This window comes from Desulfonatronum parangueonense (assembly GCF_054656975.1).
In genome coordinates, this window is record NZ_BAAHXH010000003.1 from 121,098 (window position 1) to 138,399 (window position 17,302).

Consider the following 17,302-nt stretch of genomic DNA (forward strand, 5'->3'; position numbering starts at 1 on the left):
AATATATGGCAGCAGCTTGGACGACACAAGTTTAGTATTTTCAGGAGAGAGTTGATGCAAGCACAGAAAATAACGACCTTTACTGATAAAACGGGCAGGCTCATAAATTTACCGACTTTTAAGCCAATGCAACAAGTTGAATTAATTGTCCTGTTTCCTCTTCAGGAGGATTCGCAACCAGTCAAAAAGAGACGCCCGCCTGAAAAACTCAAAGGGGTGATGTTGGAAAAAGGTGACATTTTTTCTTCAACTCCTTGTGAAGACTGGGGTATTTCCTGATGCTCATCTTGGACACGCACATCGGATATGGTGGATCAACCAGACATCCCAGCGGCTCCCGATGGAAATCGTAAAGCTGATTGAGCAGACGGAACTTGTCGCGATTTCTGCATTTCATGCTTTGAGGTGACATGGTTGTACGAACATGGGAGAATTCATCTGGAAATCCCTGTTCAGGAGTGGATAACTCAAGCGACTGAGGATGCGCAAATTATCAGTCTGCCGGTTTCCTGTGTGATTGCCGGCCTTGTCGCTGCGTTGCCTGAATATCACAAAGATCCCCAGGATCGCATCATAATTGCAACCTCCATCAATCATGAAGCACGACTCGTAAGCGCTGACACCAAGTTCTCTGAATATCAAGAGATAAAGGAGACTCTGGTATCGGTGTAGTGGCATATGACAAGGTCGAAGACGCCCTGGGTGATCTTTGACCTTTCAGCTCGGTGCTCTAAACTTATACGCTTTCAAGCTTTTAGCTACGAGCTACGTGCCGCCACCCCTATCAACTTTCAGCTTGGCGCTTTTAGCCATCAAGTACCTGCAGCCATGAGCTCACAGTCAAACCAATGACAGTTACTACCTGGACGCTTGCCCCTTACCCCTTGCCCCATGGCCACATTCGCTACGAACTATGAGCTACGAGCCACGAGCTACCAACTATGAGCCACCAGCCACCAACTATGAGCCACCAGCCACCAACTATGAGCCACCAGCCACCAACTATGAGCCACCAGCCACCAGCTATCAACTTTCAGCTCTTACGCATGCCCCTTCTTTTACCCCTTAGCGCAATTCCTTCCCCCTTTCCTCTTCCCGCTTACCTAAAAAGGTTCGGTCTAAATTTTGCTGAAGCCTCACAAAAACCTCTAAGCAGGCAAGCCATACCCAACGGTATGATCTACGATCTATCAGCCACCAGCTTTCAGCTTTGAACCACCAGCCACCAGCTAGGAGCTATGAACTTTCAATTGAACTCCAGTGATTTTTGACTTTTGTCGAATTATATTCAATGCTTGTATCCAGAAAACAGTCTTTTGGGTAACAAAAGTTCTTTGTAAGGGGTCAAAATAGGCCTTTTTGGGGGGATCAAGATGAATAAAGACAAGCGTTTGCTTGTTTCAGAGACCAAGACTAGAAATGGACAGTTATGAGGGAGGTTTATGAAGATTTTTGTCTGCAAGCCCTACAATATGTTCGTGGAGCCTTGTTGTTCTCAAGTGCACCACGGCCTCGAGAACAAATCGGCCCTTTTTTCTGCGGATATCGTTACAACATTTTGTTATCTTGAGAAAATGATGGGAAATTGTTTTTTTAAGGAACTTGATTACCCGCTTTCAAAACAAAAAATTGACGATTTCGCAGAAAATGATGTTCTCCTGCTGTTCATATCATTCCCCAATAACATAGGTGAGTTATTTGATTTGATAGGTTTTTCTGAAAAAGTTCGCAAAAAGGGTACACGTATTGTTTTGGTAACTCGCAACTCTGGATATATTGATATGTTGATGAAGAAGTATGCTCCTGCAGATGTTGCAGTTCAAGCTCGAGATACACTTGCTGCCATGGAGGTGCTTTTGGTAGCAGAATGGTTCAAAGGTAAATCCTGGAGTGGATCACCAGTTATCCATGATAAAGATATCAACGCATGGCCAGAGTACCATGGACAATTCTCTTTTTTAATGGCTCCGAAGATAGTAAGAGAAAAAAAAGTATCGTACTATGGAATATTATCGTAAGCAACGTACATTTTCAGCTGGATATGGATGCCCTCATTTGTGTACATTCTGTGAGCTACGCCAAACAAAAACTTACTACAAAAACCATAAAATTCTTGCTGCAGAAATTTCGCTGTGGTAAGGGGGGATGGAACTTTTTCATACTAATTTGTTTCAGAGTCGAAAATGGCTTGAAAGTTTTCTTGAAGAATTGTCTAAATATGCTCAAAAAAAGCGATCTATTCGTACGCTTGGAAGAGTTGATGATATATATAATTGTATCGATATTCTGCCACTTTGTGCAAGGCTTGGAATCGACGCGGTTAATGTTGGAGTAGAAAGTGGATGTACTCGAGTTCTTGGTTCTATGAAAAAAAAGAATGATTTTAAAAAGCTTGATGAAGTTGTTAAAGTCATGCAACATATTGGAATTGCACCTCTTATAAATGTGCTAATCGGTATGCCTGAGGATAACCATGAATCTTTACGTAAAACTTATGAGATCCTCGCTAAATATAATTTTGCCACGACAAGCTGCCAACTACTGCGTCCGTTACCTGGAACGCCTGTCTTTGATCTAGCATTAGGCGAAGGATTGATTGATAAAAATGATTTTGAAATTGATATTTACCTTGAAAAACGTCAACTTTTTTCAGAGAGTCATCCTCATTTGCCTACAAAATATCTTGGCGTAGAGGAACTAAAGGAGTGGCACAAAGTGTTTATGACCCTTGGCTCAGAGAAAAGTATTCACGGATTCAGAAGTTAAATTTTCAATACTGAATTTCGATATATGATGTTTAGGCATTAACTTTATGGATCTGCAATTCGTGTATATGATTCTGATTTGAAGCTTGTATGGCAACGGAAAAGGCTCCCGATGAGCAAAATGGCGGCTTTGGCATATGCAAATGGTATGATTTTTACAGGTTTTGGGGACAATTGGCAAAAAAGTTATTTAAATTTAATTGTATTGTAGAAATCCCGGTCCTCTGGACCGGGTCAGAGTTCAACGGCTATGCCAGTTGAACATTCCATGCTACCCCGGAGTTCCGTTAACCCCACAACTGGAACGAAGGAGTAAGCATGGGACGTTTTTACAAGCTATCTCACACGATCTGGTTTTGCCAATACCATATCGTGTGGACCCCGAAGTACCGATATCGGGTGTTGACTGGGGCTGTAGGCACAGAGGTAGAAAATTGCATTCGGACATTTTGCTCCCAGCTAAAGTGCGAGATCCTTGAACTGAATGTTCAGCCTGATCATGTTCATCTGCTGACTATGGTGCCTCCGAAGGAGTCGATATCTGACGTGGTAGGTATACTCAAGGGGCGTACGGCAATTCGCATATTCAACAAGTTCAGGTATCTCAAACAAAAAACCCTATTGGGGTAACCATTTTTGGGCTCGAGGCTATTGTGTCGACACCGTTGGCTTAGACTCTGATAAAAAAATATATGAGGCTACGTATGAGCAAAGAGACGTCAGCGGAAAAGAGCTTAAAAGAATTATTGGGGGGGGATCCTGGGCACGTAGACCGGGTGCTTGATCTTTTGGAACAGCTCTGGCTTGAGCGCAGGAAGCATGTCAATGAACGATGGAAGCGCACTCTGCCCTTTGGCGAATATATAGTTGATCGCTGGGAAAAAGCCCGATTACTTGGGTTTGGAGAGGGCACGTCCATCTATGACAGTGCCCTGGTTTTTAGTGATGTCACAGTGGGGAAGAACACCTGGATTGGTCCGCATGCAATCCTGGACGGTACCGGTGGGCTAACCATCGGGGACAACTGCTCCATTTCCGCCGGGGTCCAAATTTACAGCCATGACACTATCCAGTGGGCTGTATCCGGGGGTAAGAGCGGGTACGACTACGCGTCGACAGCAATCGGCGATAATTGTTATATTGGCCCGAATACGGTCATATCCAAAGGCGTGAAAATCGAAGATTGTTGCATTGTCGGTGCTAACAGCCTGGTCTTGCAGAATTTACCATCTGGTTCAAAGGCATATGGAACTCCGTGCAAAATTTATGGTACATTGGATAGTACTTTTTTGTAATACAATTGAAAGATAAGAGAAAAACATGGTTCTTTTTAAAAATTTTCTTAATTCCGTAATGAGTCATGATCAAACGAAAATCATATTTGAGCAGCTTCAGCTGTGTGAATATGAAATTTAAAAATTGATTCCAGGTACAAAGAATTCATACAGAGTTGATCCTGAAAATATTACCACACGAACCATTAAACACTCACATGTATATGCAAAACCTAAAGGAGAAGGTAAATTTATTTATGCTGTAAATATTGATGGTAGCGGTCATGATGGATCAAGCGGAAACCGATACCAAGCAAACACGCGGATTATTTTCGCTCCATTGGATACAGTATAGATGCAAACAATATCCTTGAATCAATCAAGTTATCAAGTTTAGACAATGATTGTTATGAATACCTGATAATGGAATATACGGATATATTTTCCGAATATCTCTAGGTCGTTTGATATTATACAATAGATGAACATGAAAAAAAAAATAGCTTAGTATCAAAAATAAATCTCGATTTCAAGGAAAGTTGGAAAGATAAAATTTTTCTTACTTTTGACATCGACTGGGCTCATGACGATATCCTTGAATATGCCATAAAACTTATCGAGCAGGCGAATGTTGCGGCGACATGGTTCGTCACCCATGATACGCCGTTACTTTCTCGGTTGCGATCCAATCCCAATTTTGAACTTGGAATACACCCTAATTTCAACTTTCTGCTATCAGGTGACTTCCGGTACGGAAAAAATATCAAAGAGGTGATTGAAAAGTCCCTGGAAATAGTACCGGAGGCTACATCGGTACGTTCCCACTCGTTGACGCAAAGTTCCGTTATATTGCAAGCATTTGGAGATTTTGGTCTCACCCACGAATGCAACCTACTGCTTCCTGCCCACCTCAAACCCAAGCCTTTTTTACATTGGAACAGCAAACTGCTCCGAGTGCCACATATTTTTGAAGATGACGTCGAGTGCATTAATCATTGGTCCGGTCATGACTGGATCAAAAGCAATCAAGATACCATACCTATAATAGTTGCAGATTTTCACCCTATTCACGTCTTTCTTAATACCGAAAATCTTGATAGGTATGAAAAAACACGGCATTTCCAAAAAAAATACAAATTATTGCTAGATCACGTTAATCACAATTCATTTGGTGCGAAAAACGCGCTTCAAGAGCTTCTCAGGGCTGCAAATTAGGTTTCCTTGATTATTAGAAGATACTCAAAATGAATAACAAATTTCTCTTTATAAATTCCATGTCCAGGACGGGGACAAGCCTTTTATATCAGCTACTTTATGGACATAATGAAATTTATTTTCCAAGATATCGCATTCAGTTTATATGCTCTCCGCCGTTTGGCTACCCTTTGTTGCCTTGTCAAAATAATACAAACCCAATAGGAACACTAAAATCAAAAACGACTGTTCCGATTAATGTGTCAAGTACGACTAGATGGTCAAATATAGAGACAAGAAGAATTTCAGAAATTCCTGAGTACGATTGTAATAATTTCAAACTAGAGAAATCTTATGATCTGTTAAAATCTGTGGAATATCTTCATCGAAATATTGAGAATAGGGACGTGCCTTCAGATCAATACTACTGCCTTCATGACGATCACTCCTTCATTCTAGGCTCATCTGCTTTTTTAAGTGGCTGTGACGCCAAAATTCTAACCACTATTCGATCTCCGCTAGATATGTTGGCTTCAAAAAAGAATATGTTGGTTTTTCATTTGTATAATATATCAGAACCAGCACACCATGTGTTAAAAAAGGAAGCCATCCAAAAAGAGCTGCTGCGTTCCATCTTTTCGTGGATTGTTGCAAGCTATGAGTATGCACATGGTGAAAAATATTATCCGGTTCTTTTCGAACATATCAAGGGATTGAAGCGAAGAGAATCAATGGTTGAGGTATCAAAATTTCTTGGAATTAAGTATGATGACTGCCTCGAAAAAGATACAACATTTGTGCCGTCTGACGAGACAGGAAATGAACTGCTATACGCTGGATCGTCTCTCTCTTTTCTTACAAAGGGAAGGGTTGATACAACCATTGACAATCGTAATTATTCTTTGACGGGTAGTGAGCTGGAAATCGCAAACGATTTTTTTAATTCGAATATAATTGATGATTTAATTAAAATGCCTACAGTAAAAGATTTCAATTGTGGGTTTTCAAATTTATGGAAAAAATATGAAACTTTTGCGCCAGTTTTTCCGATTATAAAAGACTGGTTTGATATGTATTTGCTTAATAAAAGAAGGGAATTGTTTAATAATTACTCTTCATATAATTATGGAAAAATTAATGCATTAACTGCATTCGTTTCGTAAGTAATTATTGTTGTTTCGAACTATTTTTAGTATAAATTTTTGCCTTTTTTTTATTGAATAATATTTTTTGTTGCATTTTTAGAGAGAGATTATGTTATTAATATTTTATCTATATTTTTTTGTTGCATTAATTTTTGTACGATTCATTTCTATTTATTATTATAGAAATTATTTTTTTGTTGGATTTAAAGGCGATTCAGCAGCTCATTACAATATATTTTATGAACTAAAGCATAATAAAAAAATTGATCGCTTAGAACGTTATATTTTTCATGATAGGAAATTGAATTATCCTGTACTATTTCATAGATTGTGTTGTTTTTTTTCTACAGAGATTGTCAGGAATTATCAATGGCTTCCAAGCGCTATTGCTTTTTTAATTTTCTCATCATGCTATTTTTTTATAGTAATGTTTCTTTTGTATAGAAATAATATATTGGATTACAATTACTTGTACGCAATCTTGACAATGTTCCTGTTTTCGCCAGCAAATTTTATTTTCGAAAATGATGATGCAAATTATATAAAGCTATCAGAACGATATTTATCTAAATCTTTAACTAGTTTGGCCTATGTAACTTTTGTAATTTGGGTATTGATGGGCGATATTTGGTTGTTATTAATTAGCTTTATAATGTGTATCATAGCAATATACACATCAAAGTTTTCTCGGCAAGTTGTTTTGTTTGTTTTTTTGTTATTTTCATTTTTGGTTTTTTCATTAAAAGGGATAGGCTTCGTTCTTTTGGTATTCGTCGTTGCCTTTTTGTTATCTCCTCAAAATATTTATAATAGCTTTAGGGACCAGATAAATCATTTAAGATGGTATTATAATAAAAATAGGTATAATATCTATTTAGGGATTAGACATATAGGAGACGTATTTAAGCTATATTCAAAATCTAAAACAAATAAAGAGAAAATTGTTATTCTACTTACACGTGACCCTGCGCGTTTGTTATTCATGTATCCTTTAATTTTATTAATTTTTGTATCAGCTATTTTATTTGAAACAAGGATAATATCATTATATCAAATTTTTTCGATAATTATAGCTTCACATATAATTTATCTGCTAACTTCTTTTCGGGCAACTCTTTTTTTGGGTGAATGCTATCGTTATATAGATTACACAATGTATTTTATGTATCCATTGATTTTTTTGTTTTTTGAAATTCCGCCCTCTTTTTTAATTTTTTCTGCATTTATTATGGTATTCTATACTCTATCTGTTGTTTTTTTTACCAAGTATAATGATTTATATTCGAACTCTTACGTCTGCGACGACTTGTCTATATTTTTAGATAAAGCTAAATATTCTTTTGTCCCTAGTGAAACAGTAGTATTGGGAATTCCAACACGTTTAGCAGAGGAAGTTTTGTCACGAATTCCTGAGTTGAAGATATGTCATTGGCAACAAGGAATCTTAGACGATAATATCTGCAATTTTTTATATGAAGATTATCCTTTTATAAAAAAAAAATGGTGGCCGATTATTGAAAGATGTAATGTTTCACATCTGATAGTCGACAAGCACTCATTAAGACAGGTTGCCTGGAATTATCCATTTCACGAATTAGATTTCATTTTTGAAGACAATCGCTATGCACTATTTAGCACGGAAAAAAATAAAAATTTTTCTATAAACCACATTTCAAAGGTTTTAATTATTAATGACTCTGATCATGGCAATTCACATTCTAGTCTAAATATACCATATAATTTAAGAAAAAAAATTAAAAAATGTGATGTTTCAATGTTATGCAATGAAAAATATGTTGATCAATATTCAAATAATCCATATATCAACAACTTATTTCCTTTTGATGAGCATATGCTGTTAAAATCTGATCATTATAAAAATATTATTATAAAGTTTTGTAAAGAAAAAAAAATTGATATCATAGTCAATGTTACATACCCAAGAACAATGGTGTCCGACATTTTCTCTGAAATCTTCCAAGATGTGCCATCTGTCGGTTTTTTCAGTAATGAATTAAGTAATAATAATTATTTTTATACGAAGTTAGTTTGTATCGAAGATGATGGTGCTGATATTCATGATATATATTCAAAATTTTTGTTGGAAATTTTTGACATCAAGAAATTATCATATATCTCGAGATAAAATTTATTGTTGTTACGCGAGCTTTTTTTGAATGCAATTGATCATAACTGCCAAATCTCTTCCTCGTTCATACCGAAAAACAACATCCGCGCATCGAGGAAATTCCGCGGTCTCTTCGCAAGCCATGGGCTGACTGTCCGCCTGTTGCGCGGCATACAGGCCCTTCGGGTCGCGGCGGCGGCATTCCGCTTCCGGCACGTCCAGCCAGACTTCCAGATAGTTCGGCTGGTTGGCCCGATTCCAGTCATGCACGGAATGGAACAGGCTGATGGTGGCCACCACCACGGTCAGACCTTGCACTGCCAAGAGCCGGGCCAGACGGGCGTAGCTTAAGGCCAGGTTCAGCCTGCTGTCTCTATCGAAACCGGTCCCGGCCATGCCCAGGGCCGAGCGCAGTTCGTCCCCGTCCAGAAGCACGGCGGGGCTAGGCAGGTGAGGGAGCAGGGTCTTGGCCAGGGTGGTCTTGCCCGCGCCGGAAAGGCCGGTGATCCAGATCACGCGGCCGGGATTGGTGGGCTGTTTCTCCATGTTTCAGCCCTTTTTTCGAGCAATCCAGGCCCTGGTCACGTATTCCGCCTGGATGGCCTTGAGTTCAGCCGTTTCATTTCTGATGTAGTCAAGAAACATGGAGAACCTTTTTTCACCGGCCTGCACGCGGACATCATTGACAGATTTCCAGAGGCCCAGATAGCGTTCCGGAGTCTGCTCCTCGACATGTCGCGCTTCGAGGTGCAACACGTCGGAAAATTCAGACCGCGCTTTCAACCTGTCCAATAATCCATCGCAGAATTCCGAACGGCCTGAAGAAACTCTTTTCAAATCCGGCACCAGCTCTTTGAGCTTTTCCTCTATTCTGAGCAAGAGCGGATTGGATTCAAAACGTCGTGTGTTCCAGAGCGCAATAAAAAGTCCTTCCGGTTTCAGGATGCGGTCAAACTCCATGACAGCGGCATCAAAATCCGGCCAATGGAATGAGGAGGCCATAGAGGCGATATCAAATGAATTCGAAGGCAAGCCGGTCTGTTCAGCGGTTCCTTTGTGCCAAGCAATTGAATGCGTTCCGTTCTGCCTGACGCCTTCACTCCGCATGGCTTCATTGGGCTCGACAGCGGACATACGCACACCCCGTTCCGCCATTTGACGTGTCCAGATGCCTGTCCCGGCACCGACGTCCGCGCCTTCAAGCTGATGTGGGGCAATGGGGCAAAGACCGAGCAGGGCGTCCAGAACAAATGGCGAATATCCCGGGCGGTACTTGGCATAGTTGTCGGCAAGTTCAGTAAAGTCTCCGTGTTGCATCAAAATCTCCTCGAATGGTTTGGGGATGGTTCATTTTCACGGAAAAACTGGTTGACACTTTTTCGGGAGAAAGAATTGTTTTATCCGTCGGATGAAGAATCGAACCGCCCGCTCCCGTTGGTCGCTTAAGGCACGGAGTACGCCAAGGAATAGACTTTGGAAAGCAGGGAAAAAGCAGCTTTCCAAAAGCATTGCCCCGATCTGTCGGGAGGAATCAATATCGTCGATAGGCGGCGAGTCTCTTGGCTTCCGCATCTTTCCAGCGGAAGCCAAAATCTTTTCTTGGCGACCTTTGCGTCCTGAGCGAAGCGGGCGGTTCAATTTCGAAAGTGTCAACAGGTTCTGAACCATCCCATGGTTTGTGTTCAGGATTGTGATCTTGGTCTTGGAACTTCATTCCCGCCAGTCATGCGACCAACCCTTGCCTTCCAACATCCGCTCATAGGCCCGCAGGTCTTCCTGATTGTCCACCTCGCACCATTTGCCCCGCACGGCCACCGCGCCGATGGGAACGTTTGCCGCGAGCAGGCGGCGGAGCAGGCCGGTCATGTCCATGCGGTCGCGTTCAGGACCTGGTTGCGGGGTATGGCGGGTCAGGGCGGCCCAGCCCGCGGGCGTGACTTTGATCAGCCCCATGTACTGCCCCTGGACCTGATCCAGGGATTGGGGCCTGGCCCCGATTTCCAGAAGTCGGCCGTTTTCGGCCCGGAAGGTTTCCGCGTCCAGCAAGGGGTCGCCAAAGCGCAGTCTCCAAAGCGGTTCCCAGAGCAGATCGTAGGATACGGCGATGCTTTCCCTGCACGCGGCCAGGGCTGCCAGATGACGTGGATGATACGTGATGTCGGCATAGGAGATCAGCACCTGTTGCGCGCCCTGGGAGAAATGATCCTGGATCCAGGGTTCGGCGCAAAACAGGCTGGCCAGCATGTTGGTTACGGACCAACGCTCGTTGTGCGCGGTGCTGAAGGCGTCCGGTCGGAGGTTCAACGCGGAAGGCCGCAAGACGTGTTCCAGGTAGCCGGTGACCGCCAGGACCGGTGCGATCCCGGCCCGGGCCAGGGCGTCCAACTGCCAGAAGAGCAAGGGGCGTCCGGCCAGAGGGGTCAGGCATTTGGGCCGGTCCTGGGTCAACTGGTTCATGCGCGAGCCGCGGCCGGCGGCAAGGATAACGGCGACGGTGGAGGGCATGTCATGGACCTCGGAACAGGTTGCGTAAAAGGTCAAGATCGTGGGGCGCGGGGTCGGCTTCACGTTCCGGGTGCCAGAGCAGTCCCAGGACGGGCTTGTCCGGCATGTGAAAGGCCTCGATGGTCTGGTCTTCGGCCCGGGCCAGGACCGCAAGCCCGGGAGCCAGGTCCGCGGCGGCGATGACGCGGCGGTGATAGGAATTGACCTGGATGCGGCTGCCCGCCAGGACAACGTCGTGACGAACGGCGACATGGGCGGCCGCATGAGCCGAGTCCTGAGCTTCGGACACGCCGCCGCCCAAATGCAGGTTGATGATTTGCGCGCCCCGGCAGACCCCGAGTACGGGCAAGGAGGCTTCCAGTGCCCAGTCCAGCAGCGCGGCCTCGGTGGCATCCCGTTCCGGAGAGACCCCGTGTTCCTCGCCGCCGGTCAGGATCAGGCCGTCCAGGCCGAAGTCCCGGACCATGTCCAGGGCGGCCCGGCCGATGTTCGGCACGGGCAGCCAGGCCGCGTCCGGCAGGGCCTTGGCCAGAAATTTCCCCCAATCCTGGGCCAGGGCGTCCCGGCGCTCGGAATAGCCCTTGGCCTGGACCACGCGCATGGTCACGGCGATGCGGGGGAAGCGATGCGTTGTCATGGGGCTCAGCACTCGGCCAGGGGTTGGAGCACGCCGGCTCCGGCGTCCAGCAGGCAGGCCCTGGATTGGAGCAGTTGCTCGAAGAGGCGCTCGCCCACGCCGATGGCCGCGGGCAGGCCGTACTCGGCGCAGCGGATGGCCATGTGCGAATTGGCGCCGCCGAACATGGTCACCAGTCCGGCGATTGAGCGGGTGAAGATCCAGTCGAAGCCGGGGTCCGCATTTTCAATGCACACGATCCGTCCTTCCAGGTCCATCCCGCACGAGCTGTCAGCGCCGAGGCGGATGATGGGAGCCTCGATTTTGGCCGCGCCCACGAAGTTGGGCGCGCTGCGATGCTGGGGCACGACGTACACGTCACGGGGAGACCGGATCAGATACCCCAGCTTGATGCTCCGGCCCAGGTCGAACAGTTCCCGGCCCTTGGCCGCCAGTTCCTGAAAGTGCTGGCGCGGCGGACGGAGCAGGGCCCGGGTCGTCCATTCGACGATATCCCGGATATCCAGATAGGAGAGGTCGTCGCGGTCCAGCCCGAAGCCCGCGGCCCAGTCGGCCAGATGTTCGAGCATGTCCGAAAGGTTGCGGGTGAACACGAACTTGGCCAGCTCGCGTCCGGCAATGGCCCGGCGGGAATAGGTCAGCAGATCGTCCGGGGTGATCTGAAGGAAGCCGGCTTCGCGCAGGAGATGGTCGAAATTTTGTTGCTCGGCCTGGGTGAGCTGAAAGGCGGAGCAGGGCGTCTCGGGATGGGCAATATTTTCCGGGTCCACGAACAGCCCTTCCCGGTCCATGTACCGGGGGGAGAGGATGTCGTAACTGCCGGGCCGCAGATGGCCGTATCGGGCCAGGAAATGTTCCGGAAGCAGGGCGTGGCGGCATACGGCCATAAAGTCGCTGGACATCTCCCCGGAAACAGTGCGAATGGAGGCCTTGAACGCGGCCAGCCGCTCCGGGGCCAGGGCGCCTCGGTGTTCGGCCGTGCGCAGCAGGGACTCGGCAATGAAGCCGTGCCGGGCCAGGATGGAAAAGGGCAGGGTGCCAAAATGCCGACATTCTTCGGCCAGCAGGGCGATGCGCGACAATTCCCCGACGCCGGGGGAAGCGGGCCGCCCCTGGTCGCGGCCGACCGGCAGGGGCCGGGTGGCCTGGCGGTTGCGCAGTTCAAGAATGGCGTCAAAGGCCCAGTCCAGGGAGGAACTCCGGTCCGGGGCCAGGCATTTGGCGGTGAAGGCAAGCAGGGCCGAGCGAAAGGCGACGCGGCGGCCGTTGGTCAGCAGGTCCGGGTAGCGCTGGTCCAGATGCTGATCAAAGCAGAAGTCCAGGGCGGTCTGGCACACCTCGAACTCCACCTTGTCGTGCAGCTCGGGATGGGCGTCGAGCCGGTCCAGCCACGCGGCGACCAGGGCCTCGCCGGTGACAGGGTCCAGCCCGTCCGGGAGAAAGGAATTGAAGCTGACCCGCACGTCGATGTACGGCCGACCGGCCACCAGGACCATCAGCTCCTCCGGGGGCATGGCCCGGTAGCCCATGCGCTCCCTGGCCCGGCTCCAGACCCGGCGGGTGATCAGCTCCCGGTACAGAGAGGCGGCCAAAAGGCGCGGAGTGGTGCCGATCATCTCCGCCGGATTCCAGTCCGGCATGACCCCCAGGATGGTCCGCTGGCCGTACAGGCCGGGCCAGGGCCGCATGCGCTGGGAGATGAACTCGACCACGAAATCGATCTTGGAACGCACCGCGCGGTCCGCGTCCGGTATCCAGCGGGACTGGGCGCAAATGGGGCGGACCTGGAGCAGGTGCAGGTCGCCTGAACGGTCGAGGCAGAATTCCATGTCCAGCTCGTCATGGCCGGTAATTGCCTCCACCCTTCGGGCCAGCCCCAGGAAAGCCCGCAACTGGCGGGAATCGCAATGCTGCTCCGAGGCCCCCCGGTAGATGAACACGGTCTTGCTGGCTGTGGCCCCGCCGGTGATGGCGTCGGGCTTGCCGGAATCGTCGTAGTTGATCACGTAATAGGGGGCACCGTCCCCGTGGGCGCGGGTCATGATCACCCCACTGACAATGATGTCCGGGACCATGGGCTGGATCAGGACCTGGTCGTCCGGGGCCGCCTCGCCATAGGAGGCCAGGACCCTCTCAACGGCCTGGGCGAGTCGTTCCGGCTCGTCCGCCGGAACATCCAGGACCGAGGTGAACGCCCCGGCCCCGGAAACGTCGTGTCCGTCCTCCCGGCGGCAGGAACTGCGCACGGCCAGACCGCGACCGGCAAACGTCGCCGCGACCAAGGCCAGGACGGACGAGCGATCAACCCGCCACTGGGCCGCGGACAAGGTGAATACGGGCGGAACATGCAGGTCTTCATGGTTGGCCAGGTGGGCCAGGGTGTCGGCCTTGGAGGAAAAACGCAGCGGACTGGAGGGCATGTCGAAATGCAGGTTCATGGTCGGCCTCGGAAGTGTTGTGTGCTTGACTTGAGAATGATTTGACTGTTTGCACAGTTCAGCAAATTGTGGACCACACAGGCTTTTACTCATCTTAATTTGAAACACTACCTATGCGCATTCTCATCATCGGCGGCAACGGCATGCTGGGGCATATGCTCCTCAAGTATTTAGGCCGTTATTTTGACACAAAGGCGACCCTTCGTGGAACGCGCCACGATTACGCCCATGGCGGCCTGTTAATCGCAGAGAATACCGTCGAGAATATTATGCTTGGCCCGGGCGGCAATCTTGCCGCCTTGAACAATCTTCTCCGGCAATGGCTGCCAAACGTGATCGTCAATGCCGCGGGTGTGGTCAAGCAGCGCCCTTCGGCCGACGATGCCGTCACGGCAATTTCCATCAACTCCTTGCTGCCCCATCAATTGGCAGCCATGGCGGGCCAGATCGGTGCCAGGCTGATTCATTTCTCGACGGATTGCGTGTTCTCCGGCAGCCGGGGATTCTATACCGAGGACGATCTGCCCGATGCAACGAACCTGTACGGCCGTAGCAAGCTGCTGGGAGAAGTGTCTGGGGCTGGGTGCCTGACCCTGCGCACTTCTCTGGTCGGTCGTGAACTGCCAGGTACCGGCGGAAGCCTGTTTGAATGGTTCTTGAGCCAAAAGGGGCCTGTTCGTGGGTTTCCCAACGCACTGTTCAGCGGCTTTACCACCCTGGAAATGGCCAAAATTGTTCAGAGGCTGATCACGGAGCGCCCGATTGAGGAAGGAATATGGCATGTCGCGGCCAGCCCCATCAGCAAATACGATCTTCTGGTGCTGGTGAGAGAGCGGCTGGGGCTGCGGGTGGAGATTGTTCCTGACCCGTCTTTTTGCATCGACAGAACGCTGAACGGTACGCGTTTTGAAAGGAAATGCTCGTATACCGCGCCGGACTGGCCAACCATGATCGACGAATATTTTTCCTTTCTTGAGGAGACAGGCAATGCTTTTTGACGATAAAACCATCCTCGTCACAGGCGGTACCGGTTCCATGGGCAAGACATTCGTGCATCGGGTGCTTTCCGGCGAGCACGGAACGCCTCGCAAGCTCATAGTGTTCTCACGCGACGAGGCCAAGCAGCACACCATGCGCATGGCCTACCAGAACAAGGCCGTGGCCACGGACGAAACGATCTACGACAACTTTCGCCGGATTCTGGAATTCCGCATCGGCGACGTTCGGTCGTATCATGACGTGTGCGCCTCCCTGCGCGGGGTGGACATCGTCGTCAATGCCGCGGCCCTCAAACAGGTGCCCACCTGCGAGTACTTTCCCGAGCAGGCCGTGGCCACCAATTGCCAGGGCCCAGTCAACATTGTCCGGGCCATCCGCGAACACGCCTTTCCCGTGGAAACCGTGGTGGCCATATCCACGGACAAGGCCTGCAAGCCGGTTAATGCCATGGGCATTACCAAGGCGTTACAGGAAAGAATTTTCATTGCTGCGAACATTTTAACCGAAACCCGGTTCCTCGGCGTACGCTACGGCAACGTCCTGGCATCTCGCGGTTCGGTCATTCCCTTGTTCCATGAACAGATTCGCAACGGCGGCCCCGTGACCATCACCATCCCCAAAATGACCCGCTTCTTGATGTCCATCCACGAAGCGGTCAGCACGGTCTTCGCGGCCCTTAAAGAGGCTCGACCAGGGGAAATTTTCGTGCCCATCGCCCCTTCGGCCACGGTTCTGGACATCGCGCGGGCCTTGATCGGCAACCTGGATATTGAGATCAAGACCATAGGGATCCGGCCTGGGGAAAAAATCCATGAGATCCTCATTTCCGAGGAAGAATCCATCCGGTCCGTAAAACGAGGCGACTATTTCGCCATTCAGCCCATGCTGCCTGAACTGCGCACCGATGAGCACGCCATGCCCGCGGACTGTTTGCCGCTTTTTCAGGGCAACGAGTTCAGCTCGGCCAACGCTGTTCTGGGCCTGGAAGCGGCCAGGGCATTGCTCGAGCAACATCAGCTGCTCTTTGACCCCAAACGCGAATCCCTCGGGTTCGGGGAACTCATTGCGTGAGGAGCCTCCTGGTATGCGCGTCGTGACCATTGTCGGCACCCGTCCCGAATTAATCAAGCTGAGCAGAGTCATCGTCGAGTTTGACGCATCTTTCGACCATGTGCTTGTCCATACCGGCCAAAATTTTGACTGGGAGCTTAATGGCATTTTTTTCGAGGAAATGGGTATTCGCAAGCCGGATCATTTTCTGGAAGCCCATGCCGACACGCCAGCAACCACCGTGGCCAGGGTGATCGAGAAAACAGATGCACTGCTGGACCAACTCCGGCCGGACGCAGTGTTGTTGCTGGGCGATACCAACAGCTGCCTTGCCGCCTATCCCGCCAAAAGACGCAAGATCCCAATTTTTCACATGGAAGCCGGCAACCGCTGTTTTGATCTGCGTGTTCCCGAGGAAATCAACCGGCGTATTGTTGACCACTTGAGCGACATCAATCTGGCCTACTCGGAACATGCCCGGCGCTACCTTCTTGCCGAGGGGCTTCGCCCGGACAGCGTCATGGTCACAGGGTCGCCCATGCGCGAAGTCCTGGAGTACTACCAAGACGCCATTGCCGCGTCGCCCATGCCCCAGACGTTGGGGTTGGAACCGGAACGCTATTTTGTTTGGAGCACTCACCGCGAGGAAAATATTACCGACGCTGGAAGCCTTGCCAAACTGATCAATGCCCTGCACATGCTCGTTGCAACCTGGAACCTGCCTGTGATTTTTTCCGTGCATCCACGTACCAGACAACGCTTGGCAAAGCTGGAGGCAAAACTCTCGGACTTGGTCCAACAACACAAACCCTTTGGGTTCTTTGACTATATTCGTCTGCAGCAGCACGCTCTGTGCACGCTTTCCGACAGCGGCACCTTGACTGAAGAATCGTCCCTGCTCAATTTTCCCGCGGTCATGTTGCGTCAGGCCCATGAACGCCCCGAGGGCATGGACGAGGCTTCGGTGATCATGAGCGGGCTTGAACCGGAACACGTCAAGAGCGCGGTGCAAATGGCCGTCCGCCACCACGAAGCGGGATCAACACGTTTGTTCCGCCTCGTTCCTGCCTATGAGCCGTCTGACGTTTCACGAAAAGTTGCCCGAATAGTTATGAGTTACGTGGATTTTGTGAACAGAACAAGTTGGCGAAAATCGGTCTGACAGCA

19 protein-coding genes are annotated in these 17,302 nt (G+C 48.9%); 14 read left to right on the plus strand and 5 right to left on the minus strand.

All coding sequences use genetic code 11. The annotated features are described in order from the left end of the window. Window positions 1–54: 54 nt before the first annotated feature. From ACYQ15_RS01085 to ACYQ15_RS01135, 11 genes are all read left to right on the plus strand, one after another. Window positions 55–279: a hypothetical protein gene (locus ACYQ15_RS01085; protein WP_459935688.1), complete on the plus strand. Its 225-nt coding sequence runs from the start codon at window positions 55–57 to the stop codon at window positions 277–279. 135 nt (window positions 280–414) lie between these two features. Further along, complete coding sequence (locus tag ACYQ15_RS01090) at window positions 415–672, plus strand: type II toxin-antitoxin system VapC family toxin (RefSeq protein ID WP_459935689.1); 258 nt, start codon at window positions 415–417, stop codon at window positions 670–672. Between the two features lie 770 nt (window positions 673–1,442). After that, window positions 1,443–2,018: a hypothetical protein gene (locus ACYQ15_RS01095; RefSeq protein ID WP_459935690.1), complete on the plus strand. Its 576-nt coding sequence runs from the start codon at window positions 1,443–1,445 to the stop codon at window positions 2,016–2,018. 127 nt (window positions 2,019–2,145) lie between these two features. Continuing rightward, window positions 2,146–2,766: a radical SAM protein gene (locus ACYQ15_RS01100; RefSeq protein WP_459935691.1), complete on the plus strand. Its 621-nt coding sequence runs from the start codon at window positions 2,146–2,148 to the stop codon at window positions 2,764–2,766. An 89-nt stretch (window positions 2,767–2,855) separates the two neighbouring features. Beyond that, the gene (locus ACYQ15_RS01105) at window positions 2,856–3,026 is read left to right on the plus strand and encodes a hypothetical protein (RefSeq protein WP_459935692.1); all 171 of its coding nucleotides are present in this window, start codon (window positions 2,856–2,858) and stop codon (window positions 3,024–3,026) included. Window positions 3,027–3,083: 57 nt separating this feature from the next. After that, complete coding sequence (gene tnpA, locus ACYQ15_RS01110; protein ID WP_459935693.1) at window positions 3,084–3,395, plus strand: IS200/IS605 family transposase; 312 nt, start codon at window positions 3,084–3,086, stop codon at window positions 3,393–3,395. Beyond that, window positions 3,367–3,549: a transposase gene (locus ACYQ15_RS01115; protein WP_459939531.1), complete on the plus strand. Its 183-nt coding sequence runs from the start codon at window positions 3,367–3,369 to the stop codon at window positions 3,547–3,549. The genes tnpA and ACYQ15_RS01115 overlap by 29 nt, the downstream gene beginning before the upstream one ends. Further along, a complete protein-coding gene (locus tag ACYQ15_RS01120) occupies window positions 3,470–4,060 on the plus strand; it encodes an acyltransferase (protein ID WP_459935694.1) in 591 nt (196 codons plus the stop codon). The genes ACYQ15_RS01115 and ACYQ15_RS01120 overlap by 80 nt, the downstream gene beginning before the upstream one ends. Before the next feature lie 549 nt (window positions 4,061–4,609). After that, on the plus strand, window positions 4,610–5,254 hold the full coding sequence (locus ACYQ15_RS01125) for a polysaccharide deacetylase WbmS family protein (RefSeq protein ID WP_459939532.1): 645 nt from the start codon (window positions 4,610–4,612) through the stop codon (window positions 5,252–5,254). A gap of 29 nt (window positions 5,255–5,283) precedes the next feature. Further along, window positions 5,284–6,396 (plus strand): hypothetical protein, encoded by a 1,113-nt coding sequence (locus tag ACYQ15_RS01130; protein ID WP_459935695.1) that lies wholly within the window; start codon window positions 5,284–5,286, stop codon window positions 6,394–6,396. A 469-nt stretch (window positions 6,397–6,865) separates the two neighbouring features. Beyond that, window positions 6,866–8,524, plus strand: coding sequence for a glycosyltransferase family protein (locus tag ACYQ15_RS01135; protein WP_459935696.1), 1,659 nt, complete (start codon window positions 6,866–6,868; stop codon window positions 8,522–8,524). 12 nt (window positions 8,525–8,536) lie between these two features. On the opposite strand, the gene ACYQ15_RS01140 is transcribed toward ACYQ15_RS01135, so the two are convergent. The 5 genes from ACYQ15_RS01140 to ACYQ15_RS01160 form a co-directional block, all read right to left on the minus strand. Continuing rightward, the gene (locus ACYQ15_RS01140; RefSeq protein WP_459935697.1) at window positions 8,537–9,052 is read right to left on the minus strand and encodes an adenylyl-sulfate kinase; all 516 of its coding nucleotides are present in this window, start codon (window positions 9,050–9,052) and stop codon (window positions 8,537–8,539) included. 3 nt (window positions 9,053–9,055) lie between these two features. Beyond that, complete coding sequence (locus ACYQ15_RS01145; RefSeq protein WP_459935698.1) at window positions 9,056–9,823, minus strand: class I SAM-dependent methyltransferase; 768 nt, start codon at window positions 9,821–9,823, stop codon at window positions 9,056–9,058. A gap of 393 nt (window positions 9,824–10,216) precedes the next feature. Next, window positions 10,217–11,011, minus strand: a complete 795-nt coding sequence (locus ACYQ15_RS01150) for a phosphocholine cytidylyltransferase family protein (RefSeq protein ID WP_459935699.1) — start codon at window positions 11,009–11,011, stop codon at window positions 10,217–10,219. 1 nt (window position 11,012) lies between these two features. Beyond that, the gene (locus tag ACYQ15_RS01155) at window positions 11,013–11,648 is read right to left on the minus strand and encodes a gamma-glutamyl-gamma-aminobutyrate hydrolase family protein (protein WP_459935700.1); all 636 of its coding nucleotides are present in this window, start codon (window positions 11,646–11,648) and stop codon (window positions 11,013–11,015) included. Window positions 11,649–11,653: 5 nt separating this feature from the next. Beyond that, a complete protein-coding gene (locus ACYQ15_RS01160; RefSeq protein ID WP_459935701.1) occupies window positions 11,654–14,086 on the minus strand; it encodes a PEP-utilizing enzyme in 2,433 nt (810 codons plus the stop codon). Between the two features lie 113 nt (window positions 14,087–14,199). Between ACYQ15_RS01160 and ACYQ15_RS01165 the strand changes: the two genes are divergently transcribed. The 3 genes from ACYQ15_RS01165 to wecB are packed head-to-tail and all read left to right on the plus strand — an operon-like array spanning window position 14,200 to window position 17,297. Then, the gene (locus tag ACYQ15_RS01165) at window positions 14,200–15,084 is read left to right on the plus strand and encodes a dTDP-4-dehydrorhamnose reductase family protein (RefSeq protein WP_459935702.1); all 885 of its coding nucleotides are present in this window, start codon (window positions 14,200–14,202) and stop codon (window positions 15,082–15,084) included. After that, window positions 15,074–16,156, plus strand: coding sequence for a polysaccharide biosynthesis protein (locus tag ACYQ15_RS01170; protein ID WP_459935703.1), 1,083 nt, complete (start codon window positions 15,074–15,076; stop codon window positions 16,154–16,156). Before ACYQ15_RS01165 ends, ACYQ15_RS01170 begins: the two co-directional genes overlap by 11 nt. Window positions 16,157–16,169: 13 nt before the next feature. Next, a complete protein-coding gene (gene wecB / locus ACYQ15_RS01175; RefSeq protein WP_459935704.1) occupies window positions 16,170–17,297 on the plus strand; it encodes a non-hydrolyzing UDP-N-acetylglucosamine 2-epimerase in 1,128 nt (375 codons plus the stop codon). Window positions 17,298–17,302 lie beyond the last annotated feature (5 nt).